The following is a 23,032-nucleotide window of genomic DNA, read 5'->3' on the forward strand; positions in this document are numbered from 1 at the left end:
ATTCCTCTACTCCGTTCGCCTCAGCCCCAGATGTTCCAGGGCGACATGATCCAGCCCCCAACCACGATCACCCAGAGGATCGTCAACGGCAGGAACACCTTCCAGCCCAGACGCATGATCTGGTCGTAGCGGTAGCGCGGGAACGTCGCACGCACCCAGATGAACACCGACAGCAGCAGGAACACCTTGAAAGCCAGCCAGAACACACCCGGGATGAACGACAGGAAGCCGAACGGCGCACTCCAGCCACCCAGGAACAGCACCGAGGCCAGCGCCGAGATGATGATCATGTTGATGTACTCGGCCAGGAAGAACAGGGCGAAGCCCATGCCCGAGTATTCGATCATGTGACCGGCCACGATTTCCGACTCGCCTTCCACCACGTCGAACGGGTGGCGGTTCGTTTCCGCAATGCCCGAGATGAAGTAGACGACGAACATCGGCAGCAGCGGAATCCAGTTCCACGACAGCAGGTTCAGCCCCATGCCCGCGAACATGCCGTGCTCTTGCGAGCGCACGATGTCCGACAGGTTGAGCGAGCCGGCCGTCATCAGCACCGTCACCAGCGCGAAGCCCATGGCGATTTCATACGAAATCATCTGAGCCGATGCACGCATTGCGCCGAGGAAGGCGTACTTCGAGTTCGACGCCCAGCCGGCAAGAATCACGCCGTAGACGCCGATCGACGAAATGGCCATCGCGTAGAGCAGACCAGCGTTCACGTCGGCCAGCACCGCACCCGGCTGGAACGGGATCACCGCCCAGATAGCGAACGCCGGCAACACGGCCATCACCGGAGCAATGGCGTAAATGCCTTTGCTGACTTGCGACGGCGTGATCACTTCCTTGAGCAACAGCTTCAACACGTCGGCGATCGGCTGGAGCAAACCTGCCGGACCCACGCGGTTCGGACCGAGACGCACGTGCATCCAGCCGATGAGCTTACGCTCCCACAGAATCAGATACGCCACGCACAGCAGCAGAATCACGGCCACGACGAGAATGCGGACCAGCGCCCACACCGTCGGCCAGGCAACGCCCAGCAGCTGCGTGCCGTATTGATTGATGACTTCGTTCAGGCTCATTTACGCCTTCTCCACCGAGATTTCACCGAACATCGCGCCAAGCGCGGCGGACGCCGGCGTGGCGGCCGGCACACGCACCACATTGGCGGGCAGCGTTTCCGAGCGAGCGGCCGGCAGCGTGACCACGGCGTCGCCCTGACGCACGCGAACCGCGTCGCCCTTGGCGAGACCCAGGCTGTCGAACAGCGCAGCCGGCAGCGTTGCGCGCAGCGCAGCCTTGGCATCGTTGGTCAGTTGCAGCGACGGTGCGCGGCGCACGAGAGCGTCGGCAGCGTAGATCGGCACATCGGCCAGACGCTCCAGACCTTGACCTGCGGCCTTCGGCGCCACCAGTGCCGCGCGGGCACGGTTGTCAAGCGACGCGGCCGAGAAACCGGCCAGCGCTTCGTCACGCACCTGCTCGGCGGTGTCTTGCTCGAAACCTTGCAGCTTGAGCAGGTTGCCCAGCACGCGCAGCACCTTCCAGCCCGGACGCGTGTCGCCCAGCGCACGCACCACACCGTTGAAGTGTTGCGGCAGACCTTCGGCGTTGACGAACGTACCGGCCGTTTCCGTGAACGGAGCGATCGGCAGCAACACGTCGGCGTATTCGAGGCCGTGCTTGAACGGCGAGAGCGAGACGACCATCTTCGCGGCGGTCAACGCCGTGAGTGCTTGCTTCGCGTCGGCCGAGTCGAACTCCGGCTCGGCGTTGAGCAGCAGGTAAGCCTGACGCGGTTGTGCGAACAGTGCCGCAGCACCCTTCGCGTTCAAAGCCTTCACGGCATAACCGCCCACCGTGTTTGCACCTTCCGTCAGGAAACCCAGCTTCGCACCGGTGATGTCAGCGATCACTTGCGCGATGGCGTGCAGTTGAGCGAATTGCGGATGCTGGACAACGGCGTTACCCAGCAGAATCGCACGACGCTCGCCGTTGACCAGCGAAGCGGCGATCGCCTTGGCGGCGTCGCTGGCGTTCACACCGGCCAGTTCTGCCGGGGCGGCAACGCCCTTGGCAGCCGCAGCGGCGACGGCGATACCTGCCAGTTCGCTCACCCAGGCGCTCGGCGCAGCAATGATCTTGTTGGCGAGCTTCACCAGCAGATCGTCGTCCGAAGCGTGCAGCAGATTCAGTTGACCACCGGCCTTCACAGCCGAACGCAGACGCGAAGCGAACAGCGGATGATCCTTACGCAGGAACGAGCCGACGACCAGCGCGCTTTGCAGCGTATCGAGTTCGGCGATCGGCAGGCCGAGCCACGGGGCACCCTGGGTGCCGCCCGACACATCCGTCTGACGCAGACGGAAGTCGACGTTGTCGCTACCCAGCGCACGCACGAACTTCTGCAGCAGGTGCAGTTCTTCGATCGTGGCGTGCGGCGAAGCCAGCGCGGCAACGGCGTCGGCGCCGAAGTCGCGGATGATGTCCGTCAGACCATGACCGACGTACTCAAGCGCCGTCTGCCAGTCGACTTCGTGCCACTCGCCGCCCTGCTTGAGCATCGGCTTGGTGAGACGTTCGTCGCTGTTCAGGCCTTCGTACGAGAAGCGATCCTTGTCCGAGATCCAGCACTCGTTGACCGCTTCGTTTTCGAGCGGCACAACGCGCATGACCTTGTTGTTCTTCACTTGCACCACGAGGTTCGCGCCCACGCCATCGTGAGGGCTCACCGACTTGCGGCGCGACAGTTCCCACGTACGGGCGCTGTAGCGGAACGGCTTCGAGGTCAGTGCACCGACCGGGCACAGGTCGATCATGTTGCCCGAGAGTTCGGAGTCGACCGTCTTGCCGACGAACGACGTGATTTCCGAGTGCTCGCCGCGACCCAGCATGCCGAATTCCATGACGCCGGCCACTTCCTGGCCGAAACGCACGCAACGGGTGCAGTGAATGCAGCGCGACATCTCTTCCATCGAGATGAGCGGACCCACGTTCTTGTGGAACACCACGCGCTTCTCTTCCTGATAGCGCGAAGCCGACTTACCGTAACCCACTGCCAGATCTTGCAGTTGGCACTCACCACCCTGATCGCAGATCGGGCAGTCGAGCGGGTGGTTGATCAGCAGGAATTCCATCACCGATTGCTGTGCCTTCACAGCCTTCTCGGAGTTCGTACGCACGATCATGCCGTTAGCCACCGGCGTAGCGCATGCCGGCACCGCCTTCGGGGCCTTCTCGACCTCGACCAGGCACATGCGGCAGTTCGCAGCGATGGACAGCTTCTTGTGGTAACAGAAGTGGGGAATATAGGTGCCGTTCTTCTTGGCAGCCTGGATCACCATGCTGCCTTCGGGCACCTCGACCTTTTGGCCGTCAATTTCGATTTCAACCATAGCGGTTCAATGCCAACCGTCAAAAGGGATTAGTGAGCGCCGACCAAGCAATGCTTGTGCTCGACGTGGTAGGCGAACTCGTCCCAGAAGTGTTTGAGCATGCCGCGCACCGGCATCGCTGCGGCATCGCCCAGCGCGCAAATGGTACGGCCCATGATGTTCTCGGCCACCGAGTTGAGCAGGTCCAGATCTTCCTTGCGGCCTTCACCGTGCTCGATACGATTGACCACGCGCCACAGCCAGCCAGTACCTTCACGGCACGGCGTGCACTGACCGCACGATTCTTCGTAGTAGAAGTACGACAAACGCAGCAGCGACTTCACCATGCAACGCGTTTCGTCCATGACGATCACCGCGCCCGAACCCAGCATCGAGCCAGCCTTGGCGATGCTGTCGTAGTCCATCGTGGTTTCCATCATCAGACCGGCAGGCACAACAGGTGCCGACGAACCGCCAGGAATCACTGCCTTGAGCTTCTTGCCACCGCGCATACCACCGGCCAGTTCCAGCAGTTCGCCGAACGGCGTGCCCAGCGGCACTTCGTAGTTACCCGGCAGCTCGACGTCGCCCGACACCGAGAAGATCTTGGTGCCACCGTTGTTCGGCTTGCCCATTTCCAGATATTGCTGCGGGCCCGTGGCCAGCAGGAACGGAACGGCTGCGAACGTTTCGGTGTTGTTGATGGTCGTAGGCTTACCGTACAGACCGAAGCTCGCCGGGAAAGGCGGCTTGAAACGCGGCTGCCCCTTCTTGCCTTCGAGCGATTCGAGCAACGCGGTCTCTTCGCCGCAGATGTACGCACCGTAACCGTGGTGAGCGTGCAACTCGAACGAGAAGTCCGTGCCAAGAATGTTGTTGCCCAGATAACCGGCTGCGCGCGCTTCGTCCAGGGCTTCCTCGAAGCGTTCGTACACTTCGTAGATTTCACCGTGGATGTAGTTGTAGCCGACCGAAATGCCCATGGCGTAGGCACCGATGGCCATCCCTTCGATCAGCGAATGCGGGTTGTAGCGCATGATGTCGCGGTCTTTGAACGTACCCGGCTCGCCTTCGTCCGAATTGCAGACGAGGTACTTCTGTCCCGGGAACGCGCGCGGCATGAAGCTCCACTTCAGACCGGTCGGGAAGCCTGCGCCTCCACGACCACGCAGGCCCGACGCCTTGACGTCGGCGATCACCTGCTCCGGCGTGATGCCTTCTTTCAGAATACGTGCGAGCTGCTGGTAACCACCGCGCTTGACGTAATCTTCGAGGTGCCAGTTCTCGCCGTTCAGATCGGCAAGAATCAGCGGCTTGATGTGACGATTGTGCAGCGACGTCATGCTTTCTCTCCTGCAGCACCCTTGGCCGTCAGCTCGTTGATGAGCGCGTCGACCTTTTCTTCGTTCATGAAGCCGCACATGCGATGGTTATTCACCAGCATGACGGGAGCGTCGCCACAAGCGCCCATGCACTCGCCTTCCTTGACCGTGAAGAGACCGTCGGGCGTGATGTCGCCATACTCGACGCCCAGCTTCTCCTTCAGGTACTTGGCCATTTCTTCGCCACGCGTGAGCTGGCAAGGCAGGTTCGTGCACACGGTCAACTTGAACTTGCCCGTCGGGCTCGTGTTGAACATGGTGTAGAAGGTTGCGACCTCTTGCACCGCGACTGCGGGCATCTCGAGGTAGTCCGCCACGAATTGCATCACTTCGGGCGACAACCAGCCTTTTTCGACCTGCGCTACGGCAAGGGCGTGCATCACTGCCGACTGCTTCTGCTCGGCAGGGTATTTGGCAACGGCACGGTCGATTTTCTTCAGGGCTTCGGGAGAAAGCATTTCCGATCCGACGGTTCTCTAAAACGTTATCCCCGCTCGTGCCAGCGCGGGCGCGTCGATTTTTTTCGACTGCCCACGCACGACTGGCACGGCTACTGGAACGGCAACGGTATCGACCTGCGAAACCCCGCCGAATAAAACTCGCGAACGCGCGAAGCGTCCGCTGCGCACTTAGCGATCGATCTCGCCGAACACGATGTCCTGGGTACCGATGATCGCCACAGCATCGGCAATCATGTGGCCCTTCGCCATCTCGTTGAGCGCCGAAAGGTGGGCAAAGCCCGGCGCACGAATCTTCAGGCGATACGGCTTGTTGGCACCGTCCGACACCAGATAGATACCGAACTCGCCCTTCGGATGCTCGACAGCGGCATACGTCTCGCCGGCGGGCACATGGAAGCCTTCCGTAAAGAGCTTGAAATGGTGAATCAGCTCTTCCATGTTCGACTTCATTTCGACGCGCGACGGCGGAGCCACCTTGTGGTTGTCGGTGATCACCGGACCCGGATTCTCACGCAGCCACTTCACGCACTGGCGGATCAGGCTGGCCGACTGGCGCATTTCTTCCACGCGCACCAGATAACGGTCGTAGCAATCGCCTTCCTTACCCACCGGAATTTCGAAATCGAGGCGGTCGTACACTTCGTACGGCTGCTTCTTGCGCAAGTCCCAGGCAATGCCCGAACCGCGCAGCATCGCGCCGGAGAAGCCGAGCTGCATCGCGCGCTCAGGCGACACCACGCCGATACCCACCAGACGCTGCTTCCAGATACGGTTATCGGTGAGCAGCGTTTCGTACTCGTCGACACACTTCGGGAAACGGATGGCGAAATCTTCGATGAAGTCGAGCAGCGAGCCTTCGCGTGCTTCGTTCATCTTCTTGATCGCGCGTTCGTTGTGAATCTTCGACGCACGATATTTCGGCATCGTGTCCGGCAGGTCGCGATACACGCCGCCCGGACGATAGTAGGCCGCGTGCATACGTGCGCCCGATACGGCTTCGTACACGTCGAACAGATCTTCGCGCTCACGGAAGGCGTACAGGAACACGGCCATCGCGCCAACGTCGAGGGCGTGCGAACCGATCCACATCAAGTGGTTCAGCACGCGCGTGATCTCGTCGAACATCACACGGATGTATTGTGCGCGAATCGGCACGTCGACGCCGAGCAGCTTTTCGATCGCCATGACGTATGCGTGCTCATTGCACATCATCGACACATAATCGAGACGATCCATGTACGGCACGGATTGCAGGAATGTCTTCGATTCGGCGAGTTTTTCGGTCGCACGGTGCAACAGGCCGATGTGCGGATCGGCACGCTGGATGACTTCGCCGTCCAGCTCGAGCACCAGGCGCAGCACGCCGTGCGCGGCCGGGTGCTGCGGACCGAAGTTCAGGGTGTAGTTCTTGATGTCTGCCACAAGGCCACCTTAATGTTTCAGACCGGCGTAATGCTCTTCGCGGATGATGCGCGGCGTAATTTCGCGCGGCTCGATCGTCACCGGCTGATAGATCACTCGCTTCTGCTCCGGGTCGTAACGCATCTCGACATAACCCGACGTCGGGAAGTCCTTGCGGAACGGGTGACCGATGAAGCCGTAATCCGTGAGAATACGGCGCAGGTCCGGGTGACCTTCGAACACGATACCGACCAGATCGAATGCTTCGCGCTCGAACCAGTCGGCCGAGCTCCACAGATCGATCAGCGATGCCACGACCGGCAGATCGTCTTCCGGTGCGAACACGCGCACACGCAGACGCCAGTTATGGGTGAGCGAGAGCAGATGCGACACAGCGGCGTAACGCGGACCATCGTAAGCGCCATCGCCGTAAGCCGAATAGTCGAGACCGGCAAGGTCCATCAGTTGCTCGAACTTCAGCTCGGGATGATCGCGCAGCGTACGCGCCACTTCGAGATAGTCGCTAGCCTTGACGGTGAGCGTGAGCTCGTCGAGGGCTTCCACCAACTGCTCGGCCCGGGGGCCAAGCACGTTTTGCAGGGTGGTCTTGAGTTTTTCTAGTGTAGACATGGGCGGTAGCGGTTATTTACGCGCGATCGTCGCAGTCCGCTTGATCTTCGACTGCAACTGGATGATGCCGTAGACCAGCGCCTCGGCCGTCGGCGGACAGCCCGGCACGTAGACGTCGACCGGCACGATGCGATCGCAACCGCGCACCACCGAGTAGGAATAGTGATAGTAGCCGCCGCCGTTGGCGCACGACCCCATCGAGATCACCCAGCGCGGCTCGGCCATCTGGTCGTAGACCTTGCGCAGCGCGGGCGCCATCTTGTTACACAGCGTACCGGCCACGATCATCACGTCCGACTGACGCGGGCTCGGGCGGAACACCACGCCAAACCGGTCCAGATCGTAACGCGCCGCGCCGGCGTGCATCATTTCAACGGCACAGCACGCGAGACCGAACGTCATCGGCCAAAGCGAACCCGTACGCGTCCAGTTGATGAGTTTGTCAGCCGTGGTGGTGACGAACCCTTCGCGCAAAACCCCTTCGATGCTCATATGCTTACCCTGAATCCTTCTGCAATGCTGCCAGTTACGTTGACGGTCTTATTCCCAGTCGAGCGCACCGCGCTTCCACAGGAAAACGAAACCAACCAGCAGTTCAAGCAGGAAACCCATCATGGAGATAAAGCCCACCCAGCCGATATCGCGCAGGGCGACGCCCCACGGAAACAGAAATGCCGTTTCGAGATCGAACAGGATGAAAAGGATGGCGACGAGATAGTAGCGCACATCGAACTTCATGCGCGCGTCTTCGAAAGCCTCGAAGCCGCACTCGTACGGAGAGAGTTTTTCGCTGTCGGGATTGTTGGGGCCGAGGAATTTACCGACGCCAATCAGGACCGCCCCAAGACCGCCACCTACCAGAAGAAACAGCAGGACGGGATAATAGGTTCCGAGGTTCAACTCTACCCTCTTTCGGTTAGTTCAAAGAACCGCTCTCGTCGATGGTGTGGGGACCGGAAAGCGGATGAACGGTGAGCACAAAATAAAATGCCAGCCAAAGCATAAACGCAAGGCTGGCATCGTAGAACTGTGGTGCCGACGGCGAGACTCGAACTCGCACAGCTTTCGCCACTACCCCCTCAAGATAGCGTGTCTACCAATTTCACCACGTCGGCATTCATAGTCTGCAATCCGCTGTCACTTACGAATCGCTTCAAGACCGCTATATTAGCGCCCTTCGGCATTTTGTTCAATGCACAAATCGATTTTTTTTCAACTTTCTTTACAACGTATTACTTGTCACAAACGCAATGCGAATTACTTCGGCACGTCTTGCGGATTCGCGGCCGAAGCGGGTGCCGGAGCACTTGCTGCAGCAGGTGCGGAGGCCGTTGCCGGCGCCGTCGCTGCAGGCAAATTACCAAGGACACCGATGTTTGATGCCGGCTTGTACGAACCCAAATAAGTCAGGCCCAGCGTGGTCACGAAGAACACGGCAGCCAGTGCAGCGGTGGTGCGCGACAGGAAGTTGGCCGAGCCCGATGCGCCGAAAAGACTGCCCGACGAACCGCTGCCGAATGCCGCACCCATGTCGGCGCCCTTGCCATGTTGCAACAACACAAGACCGATGATGCCCAGCGCGGAAAGCACCTGCACCACGATCAACAACGTTTTCAACAACCCCATCTCACCACCCGTATAGAAGAATCCAATTCATCCGATTCGCAGCGAAATTGATGCACTGCGTCATGACTATTTCATACCGTTACAACAAACGGTATTGGCATCAGCGCGACAGACCTGCCTCGCAAATCGCCAGAAAATCTGCTGCCTTCAATGCCGCACCGCCGATCAACCCCCCATCGACGTCCGCCATCGAGAACAGTTCGGCCGCATTGTCCGGCTTCACACTGCCGCCGTACAACACCGCCACGTCCACAACCGCCTCACCCTTCGCACGCAGCAGCGAACGCAGATGCGCATGCACTTCCTGCGCTTGCGCCGACGTCGCCGTCTTGCCCGTGCCGATCGCCCAGACCGGTTCGTAGGCAACGACAATCTGCGTAGCTTGTTCGGCCGTCAGTGCCGCGAGCACCGTTTCGAGCTGGCGCGTAACGACTGCCGTCGTCTCACCGGCTTCGCGCTCGGCAAGCGTCTCGCCGATGCACACGATCGGCGTCATACCGGCATCGAGCACGCGCAGCGTCTTCGCCGCCACGCTCGCATCCGTCTCGCCGTGATAAGCACGACGCTCCGAGTGACCGACGATCACGAACTTCGCTCCGAATTCGGCGATCATCTGCGCGGCAACTTCGCCCGTGAACGCGCCGTTCACTTGCGCCGATACGTCCTGCGCACCGAAGCCCAGCACCTGCCCCGAGAGGCGGGTCTGGCATTGTGCGAGATAGGGGAACGGCACACAAACGGCCGCAGTCACGCCCGGCGCGCTCAGCACAGGCGACGCCAGCAGGTCGCCCAACAGCGCCTCATTGCCGGCCAGACTGCCATGCAGTTTCCAATTGCCCACGACGAGCTTGCCAGCCTTACGGCTGATGGTGCGAGCCGAAGCTGCGGTACCAGTTGTCACGCCTTATCCCCCAATGCGTATAGACGAAAAACCTCTCATTCTAGTGCGTCTGAGGCACAGGGGTCAATTTCGCCGGCATTCCAACGTGCGAAACCGCATGAAATGGGGCATTCACGCGGATTCACAGCATTGGCCCCGGCGAATCGGACAGAACGCGCTTACCAGGTCAGCACAATCTTGCCGACGTGTGTACTCGTTTCCATCAAAGCATGGGCCTTGTCCGCCTGTTCGGCCGGAAACGTCTGATAAATCACGGGACGGATCTTGCCTGCGGCGAGCAACGGCCAGACCTTGTCGTGCAGGTTCTTCGCAATGGCGGCCTTGAAGGCTACCGAGCGCGGACGCAGCGTCGAGCCCGTCACGGTGAGACGGCGACGCAGCAGCGCCCCCATATCCAGCGTCGCCTTGCTACCGCCCAGCAGCGCGATGATCGCGATACGTCCATCGAACGCCAGCGCCTGCACTTCGCGCGGCAGATAATCGCCGCCCACCATATCGAGGACGACGTCCACGCCGCGGTCCTTGGTGAGTTCCTTCGTCACGGCGACAAAGTCTTCCGTCTTGTAGTTGATGCCGCGCTCTGCGCCGAGCGTCTCGCACGCGCGCGCCTTGTCTTCGGAGCCTGCGGTGGCGAACACGCGATGGCCGAGCGCCACGGCCAGTTGAATCGCCGTCACGCCGATCCCGCTCGTCCCGCCCTGCACCAGCAGCGTTTCCTTTTCACCGGCTTCAGTCTCGCCAAGACGCGCGCGATCGAACACATTGCTCCAGACCGTGAAGAACGTCTCCGGCAGCGATGCCGCCTCGACATCCGACAACCCATCGGGCACCGGCAGCACCTGCGCCAGCGGCGCGGTGCAGTACTCGGCGTAACCGCCGCCCTGCACCAGCGCACACACCCGCGAACCGACCTTCAGGCCCCAGCGGTTGTCCGCGCCTTCAAGCACACCTTGCGCGCCCTCCACGATTTCGCCCGCCACTTCCAGCCCCGGCAGGTCCGATGCGCCCGGCGGGACCGGGTACTGGCCGATGCGCTGAAGCACGTCCGGGCGGTTGACGCCCGAGGCGCTCACCTTGATGAGCACCTCACCCGGCTTGAGTTCTGGACGCGCACGCTCGGTGAGCTTAAGCACCTCCGGTGCGCCGTACTGGGTGATCTCGATGGCCTTCATCGTGTCTGTCCTCGATTCCAAGAGCGGTCTCGCCACGCAAGCAAAGCGCCGCCCCTTCTTGTTGGGATGTCGATGGTGACGCGCAGACATTCGGACCGACGCTTCGCGCGGCTCGTCCGTCATGACACGCACCTTCCGTGAAAATTTTGTTGAGCCTGCACCATATCACCGACTGCGCAATCGCGTCGGCCGCAAATGCACGCGCAGCGCATCGGCAAAGCGATTCCGAATTAATCGGGACGCGGGAAGCGATGTCGGACGAATAGGAGGCCGCGCAAGCGCAAGGGAAGCGCTACGCAGGCTCCGGTTTGACGGGCGCGCCGCAACGCTCATGACGACCGTTCGCGACGCGCCGGGTTGACTTGCCGTGTGAGGACCCGCTTCGCACCGAATACGCCTCAGGCGACGCCCTCGCTCCCCTCATCGATCAGACCGTGCCGGATGGCGTAGCCGATCAGTTCCGCACTGTCGCCGAGCGCGAGCTTATCCAGAATATGGGCGACATGTGATGCGACCGTCCGCTCGCTCAGATGCAGCGCGTGGGCGACCTCGTTGACGGCCAGGCCGTCGACCAGCATATGAAACACTTCGTTTTCACGAACCGACAAACTGCAATGTCTCGCATCGTTGTCCCGCGCATCGGTCTCCGAGCGCGTTCGTGGTCTGCGATGCAAGGCCCGCGGTGGATCATGGCGCGCGCCTTCACCGGACACCTTGCCTATCCGGCCAACGTCGCGCCACCCTGCGTCGGAAACCGCCCGCGTGACTGCACGGCCTCGTCCGCTTACCAGTTTCATGCCCGCCTCCTTTTACGAAGACTTTCGAAACCTCCTGAAGACATCCCCACACCCGACCGGCAGCGGCCGCGCGAACGACCACCGAGCACATCGCCGACAACGGGCGTCGCTCATTGTGCGTCAGACAATCGACGCTCGTAACTTCAGGGAAGATGATCGCTGACGCGCTTTCGATTGCCTGCGCCTAACGCAAGGGAACGGTTGACGCAACGATGCGGCACCCCCAGTGAGCGCCCGCTTACGACATCCAGGCAGGCACCCACCCATTGCACGAGTCCATCGCACCCGCTTATGGCGCGCGTTCGGCGTTGCCGTGGCTGAGGACGAATCGCCCCCGTCCGCCGTGCTTCGCTTCGTAGAGGGCGCGATCGGCCGCTTCGAACAGCATATCGGGCGTTTTGTCTTCGTTGCGCGCGACCATCGCCACACCGACGCAAGCACCCACTGACACTTCACCGACCGAGAGCATCATCGGACGCGACGCTGCATCGAGAATGGCCATCGCCGCGCGTTCGACGTCGAGCAAGTCCTGCACGTCGCGCATGATCACGGCGAATTCGTCGCCCCCGAAGCGGGCAATCACATCCCCCTCGCGCACGCTCGCGAGCAATCGTTTCGCGAGACGCCGAAGCAACTCGTCGCCCAGCGAATGACCCCAGGTATCGTTGACCACCTTGAAGCGATCCAGATCGACGAACAACAGTGCCTGTGCACCCGCCCCTTCGCGCGCGCGACGCACCGCGCCCGACAACGCCTGATCGAAGCCCTTGCGATTGAGCAGGCCCGTCAGATGGTCCGTATGCGACTCGCGACGCCAGCGCCGCTCGTTCGAGCGCTCGACGGTGATATCACGCACGAACACGTGAACGCCGGCCAGCACGTTATGTGTTGCCCACTCCGGCTGATAGCTCACTTCGAAGCATCGATAGGCCGAGTCTTCACCGAAGTCCCAAACAAACGTGGCCACCTCGCCAGCGAAGGCACGCGCGAGATGTGGCGCGAACTCGCGATACAGCGACGGCCCGAGCAACTCACGTGCCGTCACGCCAAGAATGCGGTCTCTCGGACGCCGCAGCCGCACCTCGCACGCGCGGTTCACAAAGGCAAACCGCTCGTCGCCATCCAGAAACGCGACGAGATACGGCACCCGGTCCGCCACTTCCTGCATCCGCCGCACGTGCGCACGCGCCGCCTCACGTGACATTTCAAGTGCTTCCGTGCGTTCGCTCAGTTGCTCCATCATGGTGCGGAACGTGTTCGCGAGCGCCCCGATTTCGTCGGCACGCTGCACGGGCAACGATTGCACCGCGCGCATGTCGCCAGCGCTGCGCTCGACCAGATCGCGCAGCGTGTCGAGCGGACGCAGCAAGCGCCGCGCCACCCACCACATCACGAGTGCCGCAATGCCGATCGCGGCGATGGCCAGCAGCACCACCTGACGCCGAACGCGAGAAATCGGATCGAACGCCTCTGCCCCGGGCAGCACCGCCACGACGTTCCAGCCGGTTGTCGACATCGGGGCGCGTGCCACCAGCGGATGCATATGGACGATGTCGTTCGAACCGGAATCGCGCACGCCGCACATCGTCTGCACCGGGCCGACGGGCGTCAGAATCTTGGTGACGTCCGCCTGAATGACGTAGCGCGGCGGCGTCTCGTTCGTGATCAGGCAGTACCGCCCCGTCTCACCGACACTGTTGCTGGCGAGATCGACGATAAAGTTCTGACGCAACAGATTGACCGCGCCGCCGACAACGGCGATCACCTTGCCCTGCGCGTTTGTCACCGGCACGGCGAGGACGATGCCCGGTGAAGCGGTGATCTTGCCCGCAATCACACTGGACGCCGATTGCGGCGCGCCCGCCAGCAACTGCCGGAAGTAGTCGCGGTCAGCGATATTGATGGGCGTTGCAGCGAAGGTGGAGTCGTAGAACAGATGACCGTCAGGCGCGGCCACGAAGATCGTATTGAACGTCTCCGGCATCGACACCGAGCGCGCCACGAAGGTCTCGAACTGCTCGGGCGTCATGGCGGCGGGGTCGCCGATATTGCGCGCCATGCGGTGCAGCTCGATGAATTTGGCGCGCAGCTTGTCGTCTAGCTGATCGGCCGCGAGCTTGACATGCGTGTCCAGCTGCGCCTGCATCGAGCTTCGCAACTCGCCATAGACGAAAAACTCGATCCCGACGGCCAATCCGACGATCAATATCATCGAGACGAGTGCTGTCGCCGCTGCGACCCGTCCCTTCAACGACTTCACCATGCTGGCCCGTACGAGAGTAGCTTTTGTTTTGCTTTCGCTTATTTTTGCGAGAGATTACCACCCGAAACGGCACATTTTCAGGAAACTTGAGAAATATTCGACGCCCGGTTGACGCCTGCACGTGGCATCCCCATCGGCACCGATGAGTGACATCGATAGCGGATGGATAACGGCGCGACCCGAACCCGTCGTAAAATTGCGCATCCAACGCGCCACGATGGTGCAAACCGGCAAGACCGAAGAAATTTTTCCTGCCGCCTCACCGAGAGCTGCGCCGGGCGGAAATCCCCGCCGGCGTGCTTCGTGACCCGACTTGCCCGACCCGAATTCATTCATGACGAGCACCCAAGCGACTCCCGCGGCACCGGCCGCAGCCACTGCGACACCCGCCATGACGCCGATGATGCAGCAGTACACGCGCATCAAGGCCGAGCATCCGAACATGCTGGTCTTCTACCGCATGGGCGATTTCTACGAACTCTTCCACGACGACGCCGCCAAAGCCGCGCGCCTGCTCGACCTCACACTCACCGCCCGCGGGCAATCCGGCGGCCAGCCGATCCGCATGGCCGGCGTGCCGCATCACGCCGTCGAGCAGTACCTCGGCAAGCTGGTCAAGCTCGGCGAATCCGTCGCCATCTGCGAGCAGATCGGTGATCCGGCGACCTCCAAGGGGCCGGTCGAGCGTAAGGTCGTACGTATCGTCACCCCCGGCACGCTCACGGATGCCGCGCTGCTCAGCGACAAAGTCGATCAATACCTGCTCGCCGTGCAGATGCCGCCCGCGAGACGCGCCAGCGAACGCATGGCGGGGCTGGCATGGCTGTCGCTGGCTAGCGGCGAATTGCGCCTGATGGAAGTCGCCGCCGACAAACTGCCGCGCGAACTCGAACGCATCCGTCCCGCGGAAACGTTGGTACCCGACAGCGCCGTCGAAGCCTTTGGCAGCTTCTCGCTCGGCACCACGACGCGCGTACCCGACTGGCATTTCGATACCGCCGCCGGCACGCAACGACTGCGCGACCAGTTGGGTGTTGCCAGCCTGACGGCGTTCGGTTGCGACGGTCTCGATCCCGCGCTGGGCGCAGCAGGTGCGTTATTGCAGTACGCAGCCGCCACACAAGGTCAATCGCTGCGACATGTGCAAAGTCTGAACGTGGAGCGAGAAGCGGCCTATATTGGTCTTGACGCCGCCACACGCCGTAATCTGGAACTCACGGAGACCCTGCGCGGCACCGAATCGCCCACGCTGCTCTCGCTGCTCGACACCTGCGGTACGACGATGGGCAGCCGCCTGATGCGTCACTGGCTGCACCACCCGATGCGCGATCAGCAAGTGCCGCAGTCGCGTCAGTTGGCGATTGCGACGCTGCTCGAAGGCCCCGGTACGTGGCGCGCCCTCAACAGCGAACTGCGTCACGTCGCCGACGTCGAGCGGATTACCGCGCGTCTGGCGTTGCTGACGGCGCGTCCGCGCGATCTGTCGAGCCTGCGCGATGCGCTGCGACGTCTGCCCGAGCTGCACACCACCTTGCGTGCGGTCGAAGCGCGCTCGCCGCTGCTGGCCATCCTGCACGAAGACCTCGCGATTCCGGACGATGCGCTCGCGCTGCTGACGAGCGCCGTCGCCGAAGAGCCCGCGGCCATGCTGCGCGACGGCGGTGTCATCGCGCGCGGCCACGATGCCGATCTCGACGAACTGCGCGACATTTCCGAGAACTGCGGCCAGTTCCTCGTCGATCTGGAAACGCGCGAACGCGCGCGCACCGGCATCAACAATCTGCGCGTCGAGTTCAATAAAGTGCACGGCTTCTACATCGAAGTCACGCGCGGTCAGACCGACAAGGTGCCGGACGACTATCGCCGCCGTCAGACGCTCAAGAACGCCGAGCGTTACATCACGCCGGAACTGAAGACGTTCGAGGACAAGGCACTGTCGGCGCAGGAGCGCTCGCTCGCGCGCGAGAAGATGCTCTACGACGCACTGCTGCAATCGCTTCTGCCGCACATCACCGAGTTCAAACGTATTGCGCAGGCGCTCGCGCAGCTCGACGTACTGGCGTCGCTCGCCGAGCGCGCCGAAACGCTCGGCTGGGTGAAGCCCGAACTGGTGCAAGACCGTGTGGTCGACATTCGTCAGGGCCGTCATCCTGTCGTCGAACAGCAAGTCGAGCGTTTCATCGCGAACGATTGCTCGCTGGGCGATCCACGTCGGTTGCTGCTGATCACCGGCCCGAACATGGGCGGTAAGTCGACGTTCATGCGTCAGACCGCATTGATCGCGCTGCTGGCGTACGTCGGCTGCTACGTGCCTGCCGAAGCCGTGCGACTCGGGCCGCTCGACGCGATCTTCACGCGTATCGGCGCGTCGGACGACCTCGCGGGCGGTCGCTCGACGTTCATGGTCGAGATGACCGAATCGGCAGCGATTCTGCACACAGCCACCGATCAGAGCCTTGTGCTGATGGATGAAATCGGACGCGGCACGTCGACCTTCGACGGTCTCGCGCTCGCATGGGCCATCGCTCGTCACCTGCTCGGCCACAACCGGTGCTACACCCTCTTCGCCACGCACTATTTCGAACTGACGCAATTGCCCGACGAGTTCCCGCAATGCGCGAACGTGCACCTGTCGGCGGTAGAACACGGCGAAGGGATCGTGTTCCTGCACGCCGTGCAGGATGGCCCCGCAAGCCAGAGTTACGGCTTGCAAGTGGCGCAACTCGCGGGTGTACCGATGCCGGTCATTCGCGCGGCACGCAAGCATCTCGCGCTGCTCGAACAACAGGCACTCGATCCCGCTGCGCCTCAACTCGATCTGTTTGCGCCGCGCGCGGCCGTTGAGCCGATCGAAGAGGATGCGGACGACGACGCCATGACACCGCACGCAAACGGCGCGGGAGCGCAAAGTGCCCCTGCTCTCGACCCCGCGTCGGAAGCGGCGCTGGCACGTCTGGCGGAAATCGATCCGGACGATCTGCGTCCGCGCGAAGCGCTCGATCTTCTGTATGAACTGCGAGGCCTGATACGCGGGCGCACGCACGACTGACGCCACACCCGCACCCGCCCATATGTCGAGCCTTCGTCCTCCACACGTCACGAATGACACCCGTACCGGCCTGCTGATCGCGTGTCTCGTGACGTTGGTGCTGGCGCTTGCCCCGATATCGGCGATAGCGGCGACAACCGCATCCGGCAGTGCAAAGGCGTCGACCCGCACCGCCGCGAAGACACAACCCAAGGCACCGGCCAAGCCGCCGCCTTTCGAGTTCGCGGTGCTCGGCAATACCCCGTTCAACAGCACTGAGGTGCCCATCACGCGCAGTGTGCTAGCGAGCATTGGCGACACCCCGGCGGCGTTCGTCGTGCACGCAGGCAATCTCAAAAGCGTTTCGGAATCGTGCCGCGACGACCTCCTCACGCAGCGTCTGAGCCTGCTGGCCAGCTCACCCAAGCCGATGATCTACGTGCCCGGCGCGAACGACTGGGCCGATTGCGAACGTGCAACGGACGGCAGTTACAACCCGGTGGAGCGGCTCGACTTCCTGCGCGATCACGCCTTCGACGACGACGCGCTACTGGGCCCCGGTCCCGTCGGCTATGCGCAGTTCGACCTCACGCGTCAGAGCGACATGGCGCGCTTTCGGCAGTATCACGAGAACGTGCGATGGTTTTATCGCGGCGTGGTTTTCGTCGGCGTGAATCTTCCGGGCAACAACAATAACTATCGCTCGGCAGGCGGTCGGAATGGTGAGCATGAAGACCGGGTGATTGCGACGCGCATCTGGCTGCAACACGCGCTCGTCTACGCGCAGCAGAAGGACGCGCTCGGCATCGTCGTCATTGCGCAGGCCGACCCGGAGTTCGAGCCAGCGCGCGGCGGCGGACTGGGCGGTCTCTTTTCGGATCGTGCGGGGCGTCGCGGCGTGGACGGTTATAAGGATTTCCGCACGCAGTTGCAACGCCTGGCGGCGCGCTTCAAAGGGCCGATTCTGCTGATCGACAGCGGCAAGACGATGCATCACTCGCAACCCTTGCGCGATGCTCATGGCGCACTGGTGAAGACGTTCACGCAGCTAAGCACCTTCGGGTCTCCTACGAGCAATCGATGGGTGCGCGTACACGTCGATCCCCGAACGTCTCAGCTATTTCGCTTCGAGAGCGCACTCCTGCCGCCGAACAGCACGGCCACGCCAACGGCCAGCAGTCCGCGCAGTAGCGGTGCGACAGCCGCACAAGGTGCCGCCTCGGGGCAGACGCGGCACGGGCGACAACAGGCAGCGGCGTGTATGCACCGGCTGCTGCGGTGCCCGGGACTGCGCCCACAGGCCATGCCACGCCGTCGGCCAACCCTGCATCAACGCCCACCGCAACCCCTGCATCCGTGCCCTACGCGGTGCTCTACCCGGCCTCTGGCCTGACGACCAATACCGCCATCAGTCTGGATCCGAACGAGGGCGTCATGCCGATCGGCCCCGCGATGCTCCCGAGAGCGTCGTCTCGCAGTAGCGCGCACGGCAACTGAGCCGGTTTGCATCATCGATTCGGATCAGGCCCAAGTTTCCGTCCGCCTCACGCGCCTCCGCTGGGCGCAAATACACGTCCTAAAAATGCAAACGCCGGACAGGCGCATCGCATTTCACGATGCACCTGTCCGGCGTTTTTGCTCATGCTGCTCGCAGGCTTCGCGTCACGAGTGACGCTCAGCTTGTACCGCGATTAATGCAGCGTGGGCGCGTCGTCTTCGTCCTCGTCGACGATCTCGAGACCCGACGCGCCATGCGCATGCTGGTGCTCGATTTCCTCTTCGGTGGCCTGACGCACGTCAGTCACCTTCAGTTCGAAGCGCAGTGCCATGCCCGCGAGCGGGTGGTTGCCGTCGAGTACGACCTTGTCGTCGGCCACGTCGGTCACCGTGTAGATCAGCGTGTCGGCCTCTTCGTCACCATCTTCCGGCGTGCCTTCGAACTGCATGCCGACTTCGAGCGGTTCCGGGAAACGGCCGCGCTCTTCGATCTTGATCAGCTCGGAATCGTAGTCGCCGAAGGCGTCCGTCGGTTCCAGTTGCAGTTGGGTCTCAAAGCCGACGTCCTGGCCATCGAGCGCTTCCTCGATCTTGGGGAACGTGCCATCATAGCCGCCGTGCAGATAGACCATCGGCTCGGCGCCGCTTTCTTCGATCAGGTTGCCCTGAGCGTCCGACAACTTGTAAGTCACCGAGACGACGGTATTCTTTTCGATCTTCATCAAACTCTCCGAAAAACAGCCCGCATTATACGCGCAGCCGTATGACAGCGGCCCGGCTCCTACGAATGACGACCTCTCGCTCCCCATTGCCGTTGCTCGGCGACCTCGCTCCCGACGCTTTCATGAAGCGCTATTGGCACAAGCGCCCGTTGCTCATCCGTCAGGCGATCCCCGGCTTTTCCGCACCGCTCTCGCGTGAGGCGCTATTCGCCCTTGCTGCGCAGGACGACGTCGAATCCCGCCTCATCACCCATGCGCGCAAACGCTGGCAACTCGATCACGGCCCGTTCGATATCGACGATCTGCCGCCGCTCACGCGCAAGCAATGGACGCTCCTCGTGCAGGGCGTGAATCTTCACGCGCCCGCCGTCGACGCCCTCATGCAACAGTTTCGCTTCATTCCCGACGCGCGTCTCGACGACGTGATGATCAGCTACGCGACCGATGGCGGCGGCGTCGGCCCGCACCTCGATTCGTACGACGTGTTTCTGCTGCAAGCGCACGGCAAGCGACGCTGGCGCATCGGACCGCAGCGCGACACGACATGGCTGGAAAACGTACCGCTGCGCATTCTGAAAAACTTCGAAGCCGAAGAGGAATGGGTACTGGAGCCAGGCGACATGCTGTATCTGCCCCCGGGCTACGCACACGATGGCGTGGCCGAGGGTGAGTGCATGACGTACTCCATCGGATTCCGCGCGCCCCTCGAACAGGAGATGCTTCAGAACTTCCTGTATTACCTCGCGGAAAATGCTGGCGATCTGCCGTTTGCGCGTCATTTCGCTGGGCGATACGCAGATCCGAAGCAACCCGCCGTCAAACATCCCGCTGCACTGCCCGATGCGATGATCGACACACTCGTCTCGCAGCTTGAACGTGTGCGCTGGGGACAAAAGGAAGTCGAAGATTTCCTTGGACGCTGGCTCAGCGAACCGAAGTCGCATGTGTTCTTCGATCCGCCTGAGAAGCCCCTTTCGACGTCACGCTTCGTGCACGAAGTATCTGCACGAGGTCTGACGCTCTCGCCGAAGACGCAATTGTTGTATCGACGCAACCGCTACTTCATCAACGGCGAACCACTTGAAGTGCCTGTCGCGGCGCTCTCTACGTTACGAATCCTTGCAGACCAGCGCGAGCTGAATGCAGCGAAATGTGCGAATTTCGAGCAAAAAGACCAAGAAATCGTTGAAATTCTGTACGATTGGTATGCTTCGGGATGGCTGCTGCTTGGACCCGACGCGAAAGGCGTGCGAAAGTTGCGCGCCGTAAGGAAAAAAGCGGGGTAAATCCGCGAGATTGACGTGACGCGTTGGGGAAAACCCAATATAATTTCTCGCCAAGCAGCTTGCATGACCAAGGGTAATCCTCAATTGCCAATGTCTCGCAATCGGCTTTGCGCTGGCAAGAGCGTATTACCGTAACTAATATTCAATTCGCTTGTCTTCTACCATAAAAGGACGTGATCATGAAGAAGTCTCTCCTCGTCGCTTCGTTGTTGGCTATCGCCCTGACCGCCTGCGGCAAGAAGGAAGAAGCCGCTGCTCCGGCTGCTGACGCTGCCGCCTCGGCTGCTACGGCTGCTTCGGACGCCGCTTCGGCTGCTGGCGCTGCTGCTGATTCGGCTGCTTCGGCTGCTGGTGCTGCTGCTGACACGGCCGCTTCGGCTGCTGGTGCTGCTGCTGACGCCGTTGCTTCGGCTGCTGACGCTGCTGCCAGCAAGTAAGCTCTCGCTGCCGAAAGGCAGTTGAGCAAAAAAGCCGGTCTTCCGACCGGCTTTTTTACGTCCGTACACTTCGCACGCGTCGCTAGCACATCAGCCAGTCGAATCCGCCCGCTTGCGTCGCCACCAGGATCTCTGTCGCCTCTGTACCGATGACAGCCGTCATCGCCGCCATCGCCAGCTCAGGCGTATTGTTCTGCTCGCTCAAATGCGCACAGATCACCCGCTGAAGTTTTGCCCGGTCGATTGCCCCGAGAATCTCCGCGGCCGCGTCGTTCGCCAGATGGCCATAGGTGCCGCCAATGCGCGCCTTGAGCGAGGGCGGGTACTTGCTGTTGGCCAGCATCTCGCGATCGTGATTGCATTCAAGCACCAACGCGTCGCAGCCGCCCAGCGTGGCAATGACGTGTGCCGTCGGACACCCGGCATCGGTTAGCACCCCCAAGCGGCGAGCACCATCGGAAAACACGAATTGCAGAGGCTCGCGCGCGTCGTGGGGCACGGTGTAGGGATGCAACTCCAGGCCACCCACCGTCAGCCGCTCGTCGGAACGACACCACCGCACGAGCGCGTGGCTGTCTTCGACAGAGAGCGTCGTGGCGACCTTGACGGCCTGCCCCGTTCCCCAACTCATGATGAGCGGGATTCGATACTTGCGGGTGAGGGAAAGTGCACTGCCGATGTGATCGGCGTGTTCATGCGTGATGACGATAGCGTCGAGTGACGCCACGTCGATCGAGCGTGCCGCGAGGCGACGCTCGACCTCTCGCATCGAGAAACCGCAATCGAGGAGAATGCGTGTCGTGGAGGCGCCTTCCGACGCCTCCACCAGCAGGGCATTGCCTTCGCTGCCACTGCCTAAACTGGCGAACCGCACGCCCCGCCTTAACGGAGCTGGTTGCCGATCACGCTGATGATCGTCTGAGCGATCTGCGAGTTGTCGACGTTACCCTTGTCGTCGAGCACCTGCACGCGAGTCTGGCTATCGCCGCGACCCTGCACATTCACGCTGTACTTCTTGGCCTTCTTCTGATCCTGCACTTCCTTCGCATGGAACAGGCTGTAGAAGAAACCGTTGTCCTTCGCCAGCGATGCCGGATCGACATAGCTCACGAAGTACAGGCCCTTCGCGCGGTCACGATCGTCCACGGTGAAGTTACCGCGATCGAGCGCCACGCCCACACGACGCCACGCGCGATCAAACGGCTCGTTGATATCGAGGTACGAAGCATCGGCCGTCTTCACGACCTGGCTGGTCGGTCCGCCCGCCTTCGCGCTTTCGACTTGCGCCTTGGCCTGATCGGCCTGCGCACCGAAGCGCTGCATCAGCTTCGTGAGCATGATGGCTTCGAGACCCGGATCGTTCGGTGCCGGCTCCCACTTGGTCGTGTCCTTCTGCGAGTTCGTGAACACTTCCACCATGCGACGATGCGTGATGTAGATGTCCGTGCCACCGTTCGGATCACGTTCGACACGCGTACGGAAACGATCGCGTTCGCCGGTCGAATACAGACCGTCGAGCACCTTGCCCAGCAGATCGCGGATGATGTCCTGATTCAGCTTGGCGCGGTTCTCTGCCCAGTCGGTTTCCATCACACCGGTGTCGGACGAGTCGATCGTCAGGACGAAGCCGTTTTCCTGCCAGAACTCGCGCAGCGTCGGCCACAGATCACCGGCCGGCTTCTGAATCACGAGCCAACGCTCGTTGCCGTCGCGCACGACCTTCATGCCCGGCACGTCCGGCAGCACCGTATCCGTCGGATTGGCGGCAACGACCTTCTGCTGCGTCTCGTAGGTCGACAGCGTGGCGGTGCCGCCCGGCGTCACGTACTTGCGGTCAGCGGCCTGAACGTTCGTCAGATCCGGCGGGACGTCGAGCGAGGGGCCGGTCTTCGAGCTCTTGTAGTCAACCTTGTCCGAAGACAAGGCGCTCGACAGCGAGCTGCATCCGGCGACGAGGGCCAACGAGGCAATAGCGGCCCATGCCAGCACGGGACGAGCTACGGAATTACTGACGATTCGTTTCATGAGTCGCAAAAAAATGGGTGGGCAATC

Annotated in this window: 20 protein-coding genes and 1 tRNA gene; 4 read left to right on the plus strand and 17 right to left on the minus strand. The window is 61.9% G+C overall.

The features are described from left to right. Window positions 1-20 precede the first annotated feature (20 nt). The 14 genes from nuoH to NA29_RS15105 all read right to left on the minus strand — a co-directional run bounded on the left by nuoH (window position 21) and on the right by NA29_RS15105 (window position 14,010). Complete coding sequence (gene nuoH / locus NA29_RS15040; protein ID WP_039399237.1) at window positions 21-1,085, minus strand: NADH-quinone oxidoreductase subunit NuoH; 1,065 nt, start codon at window positions 1,083-1,085, stop codon at window positions 21-23. Beyond that, window positions 1,086-3,398 carry an NADH-quinone oxidoreductase subunit NuoG gene (gene nuoG, locus NA29_RS15045; protein WP_039399239.1) on the minus strand — a complete coding sequence of 771 codons (2,313 nt, stop codon included), beginning with the start codon at window positions 3,396-3,398 and terminating at the stop codon, window positions 1,086-1,088. Between the two features lie 29 nt (window positions 3,399-3,427). Further along, window positions 3,428-4,720, minus strand: coding sequence for an NADH-quinone oxidoreductase subunit NuoF (gene nuoF / locus NA29_RS15050; protein WP_039399241.1), 1,293 nt, complete (start codon window positions 4,718-4,720; stop codon window positions 3,428-3,430). Next, on the minus strand, window positions 4,717-5,217 hold the full coding sequence (nuoE, locus tag NA29_RS15055; RefSeq protein ID WP_039399242.1) for an NADH-quinone oxidoreductase subunit NuoE: 501 nt from the start codon (window positions 5,215-5,217) through the stop codon (window positions 4,717-4,719). The genes nuoF and nuoE overlap by 4 nt, the downstream gene beginning before the upstream one ends. A 171-nt stretch (window positions 5,218-5,388) precedes the next feature. Next, complete coding sequence (locus tag NA29_RS15060; RefSeq protein WP_039399245.1) at window positions 5,389-6,642, minus strand: NADH-quinone oxidoreductase subunit D; 1,254 nt, start codon at window positions 6,640-6,642, stop codon at window positions 5,389-5,391. Window positions 6,643-6,651: 9 nt separating this feature from the next. Further along, window positions 6,652-7,251 (minus strand): NADH-quinone oxidoreductase subunit C, encoded by a 600-nt coding sequence (locus tag NA29_RS15065; RefSeq protein WP_039399247.1) that lies wholly within the window; start codon window positions 7,249-7,251, stop codon window positions 6,652-6,654. Window positions 7,252-7,263: 12 nt separating this feature from the next. Next, window positions 7,264-7,743: a NuoB/complex I 20 kDa subunit family protein gene (locus NA29_RS15070; RefSeq protein WP_010807413.1), complete on the minus strand. Its 480-nt coding sequence runs from the start codon at window positions 7,741-7,743 to the stop codon at window positions 7,264-7,266. Between the two features lie 48 nt (window positions 7,744-7,791). Beyond that, the gene (locus tag NA29_RS15075; protein ID WP_039368621.1) at window positions 7,792-8,151 is read right to left on the minus strand and encodes an NADH-quinone oxidoreductase subunit A; all 360 of its coding nucleotides are present in this window, start codon (window positions 8,149-8,151) and stop codon (window positions 7,792-7,794) included. A gap of 130 nt (window positions 8,152-8,281) precedes the next feature. Then, window positions 8,282-8,366 (minus strand) — tRNA-Leu (locus NA29_RS15080). A 142-nt stretch (window positions 8,367-8,508) separates the two neighbouring features. Next, window positions 8,509-8,877, minus strand: coding sequence for a preprotein translocase subunit SecG (gene secG / locus NA29_RS15085; RefSeq protein ID WP_039399249.1), 369 nt, complete (start codon window positions 8,875-8,877; stop codon window positions 8,509-8,511). A gap of 100 nt (window positions 8,878-8,977) precedes the next feature. Further along, window positions 8,978-9,745, minus strand: coding sequence for a triose-phosphate isomerase (tpiA, locus tag NA29_RS15090; RefSeq protein WP_039403646.1), 768 nt, complete (start codon window positions 9,743-9,745; stop codon window positions 8,978-8,980). A gap of 191 nt (window positions 9,746-9,936) precedes the next feature. After that, the gene (locus tag NA29_RS15095) at window positions 9,937-10,950 is read right to left on the minus strand and encodes an NAD(P)H-quinone oxidoreductase (protein ID WP_039399251.1); all 1,014 of its coding nucleotides are present in this window, start codon (window positions 10,948-10,950) and stop codon (window positions 9,937-9,939) included. Between the two features lie 398 nt (window positions 10,951-11,348). Continuing rightward, on the minus strand, window positions 11,349-11,747 hold the full coding sequence (locus NA29_RS25515) for a response regulator transcription factor (RefSeq protein WP_084103784.1): 399 nt from the start codon (window positions 11,745-11,747) through the stop codon (window positions 11,349-11,351). A gap of 289 nt (window positions 11,748-12,036) precedes the next feature. Further along, on the minus strand, window positions 12,037-14,010 hold the full coding sequence (locus tag NA29_RS15105; protein ID WP_039399256.1) for a sensor domain-containing diguanylate cyclase: 1,974 nt from the start codon (window positions 14,008-14,010) through the stop codon (window positions 12,037-12,039). A gap of 334 nt (window positions 14,011-14,344) precedes the next feature. On the opposite strand from NA29_RS15105, the gene mutS reads away from it, so the two are divergent. Both mutS and NA29_RS15115 read left to right on the plus strand, forming a co-directional pair. Next, window positions 14,345-17,059, plus strand: coding sequence for a DNA mismatch repair protein MutS (gene mutS / locus NA29_RS15110; RefSeq protein WP_052252963.1), 2,715 nt, complete (start codon window positions 14,345-14,347; stop codon window positions 17,057-17,059). 22 nt (window positions 17,060-17,081) lie between these two features. Beyond that, window positions 17,082-18,431 (plus strand): hypothetical protein, encoded by a 1,350-nt coding sequence (locus NA29_RS15115; RefSeq protein ID WP_072633300.1) that lies wholly within the window; start codon window positions 17,082-17,084, stop codon window positions 18,429-18,431. A gap of 298 nt (window positions 18,432-18,729) precedes the next feature. Here the strand turns inward: NA29_RS15115 and NA29_RS15120 are convergent, their stop codons facing one another. Next, window positions 18,730-19,257, minus strand: coding sequence for an FKBP-type peptidyl-prolyl cis-trans isomerase (locus NA29_RS15120; protein WP_039399261.1), 528 nt, complete (start codon window positions 19,255-19,257; stop codon window positions 18,730-18,732). 65 nt (window positions 19,258-19,322) lie between these two features. Between NA29_RS15120 and NA29_RS15125 the strand changes: the two genes are divergently transcribed. Both NA29_RS15125 and NA29_RS25800 read left to right on the plus strand, forming a co-directional pair. After that, window positions 19,323-20,543, plus strand: a complete 1,221-nt coding sequence (locus NA29_RS15125) for a ribosomal protein uL16 3-hydroxylase (protein WP_224791756.1) — start codon at window positions 19,323-19,325, stop codon at window positions 20,541-20,543. Window positions 20,544-20,722: 179 nt separating this feature from the next. After that, the gene (locus NA29_RS25800) at window positions 20,723-20,980 is read left to right on the plus strand and encodes a hypothetical protein (RefSeq protein ID WP_072617452.1); all 258 of its coding nucleotides are present in this window, start codon (window positions 20,723-20,725) and stop codon (window positions 20,978-20,980) included. An 82-nt stretch (window positions 20,981-21,062) separates the two neighbouring features. Here NA29_RS25800 and NA29_RS15135 read toward each other — a convergent pair whose 3' ends face one another. Continuing rightward, complete coding sequence (locus NA29_RS15135) at window positions 21,063-21,854, minus strand: MBL fold metallo-hydrolase (RefSeq protein WP_039399263.1); 792 nt, start codon at window positions 21,852-21,854, stop codon at window positions 21,063-21,065. Window positions 21,855-21,862: 8 nt separating this feature from the next. After that, window positions 21,863-23,005, minus strand: a complete 1,143-nt coding sequence (gene bamC / locus NA29_RS15140) for an NlpB/DapX family lipoprotein (protein ID WP_039399265.1) — start codon at window positions 23,003-23,005, stop codon at window positions 21,863-21,865. Between the last annotated feature and the right edge of the window lie 27 nt (window positions 23,006-23,032).

This window comes from Pandoraea sputorum (assembly GCF_000814845.2).
Lineage (GTDB): Bacteria > Pseudomonadota > Gammaproteobacteria > Burkholderiales > Burkholderiaceae > Pandoraea > Pandoraea sputorum.

Coding starts and splice junctions, on each gene's coding strand:
- nuoH (WP_039399237.1), bottom strand. CDS start 1,085: ATGAGCCTGAACGAAGTCATCAATCAATACGGCACGCAGCTGCTGGGC.
- nuoG (WP_039399239.1), bottom strand. CDS start 3,398: ATGGTTGAAATCGAAATTGACGGCCAAAAGGTCGAGGTGCCCGAAGGC.
- nuoF (WP_039399241.1), bottom strand. CDS start 4,720: ATGACGTCGCTGCACAATCGTCACATCAAGCCGCTGATTCTTGCCGAT.
- nuoE (WP_039399242.1), bottom strand. CDS start 5,217: ATGCTTTCTCCCGAAGCCCTGAAGAAAATCGACCGTGCCGTTGCCAAA.
- NA29_RS15065 (WP_039399247.1), bottom strand. CDS start 7,251: ATGTCTACACTAGAAAAACTCAAGACCACCCTGCAAAACGTGCTTGGC.
- NA29_RS15070 (WP_010807413.1), bottom strand. CDS start 7,743: ATGAGCATCGAAGGGGTTTTGCGCGAAGGGTTCGTCACCACCACGGCT.
- secG (WP_039399249.1), bottom strand. CDS start 8,877: ATGGGGTTGTTGAAAACGTTGTTGATCGTGGTGCAGGTGCTTTCCGCG.
- NA29_RS15095 (WP_039399251.1), bottom strand. CDS start 10,950: ATGAAGGCCATCGAGATCACCCAGTACGGCGCACCGGAGGTGCTTAAG.
- NA29_RS25515 (WP_084103784.1), bottom strand. CDS start 11,747: ATGAAACTGGTAAGCGGACGAGGCCGTGCAGTCACGCGGGCGGTTTCC.
- NA29_RS15105 (WP_039399256.1), bottom strand. CDS start 14,010: ATGGTGAAGTCGTTGAAGGGACGGGTCGCAGCGGCGACAGCACTCGTC.
- mutS (WP_052252963.1), top strand. CDS start 14,345: ATGACGAGCACCCAAGCGACTCCCGCGGCACCGGCCGCAGCCACTGCG.
- NA29_RS15115 (WP_072633300.1), top strand. CDS start 17,082: ATGTCGAGCCTTCGTCCTCCACACGTCACGAATGACACCCGTACCGGC.
- NA29_RS15120 (WP_039399261.1), bottom strand. CDS start 19,257: ATGAAGATCGAAAAGAATACCGTCGTCTCGGTGACTTACAAGTTGTCG.
- NA29_RS15125 (WP_224791756.1), top strand. CDS start 19,323: ATGACGACCTCTCGCTCCCCATTGCCGTTGCTCGGCGACCTCGCTCCC.
- NA29_RS25800 (WP_072617452.1), top strand. CDS start 20,723: ATGAAGAAGTCTCTCCTCGTCGCTTCGTTGTTGGCTATCGCCCTGACC.
- bamC (WP_039399265.1), bottom strand. CDS start 23,005: ATGAAACGAATCGTCAGTAATTCCGTAGCTCGTCCCGTGCTGGCATGG.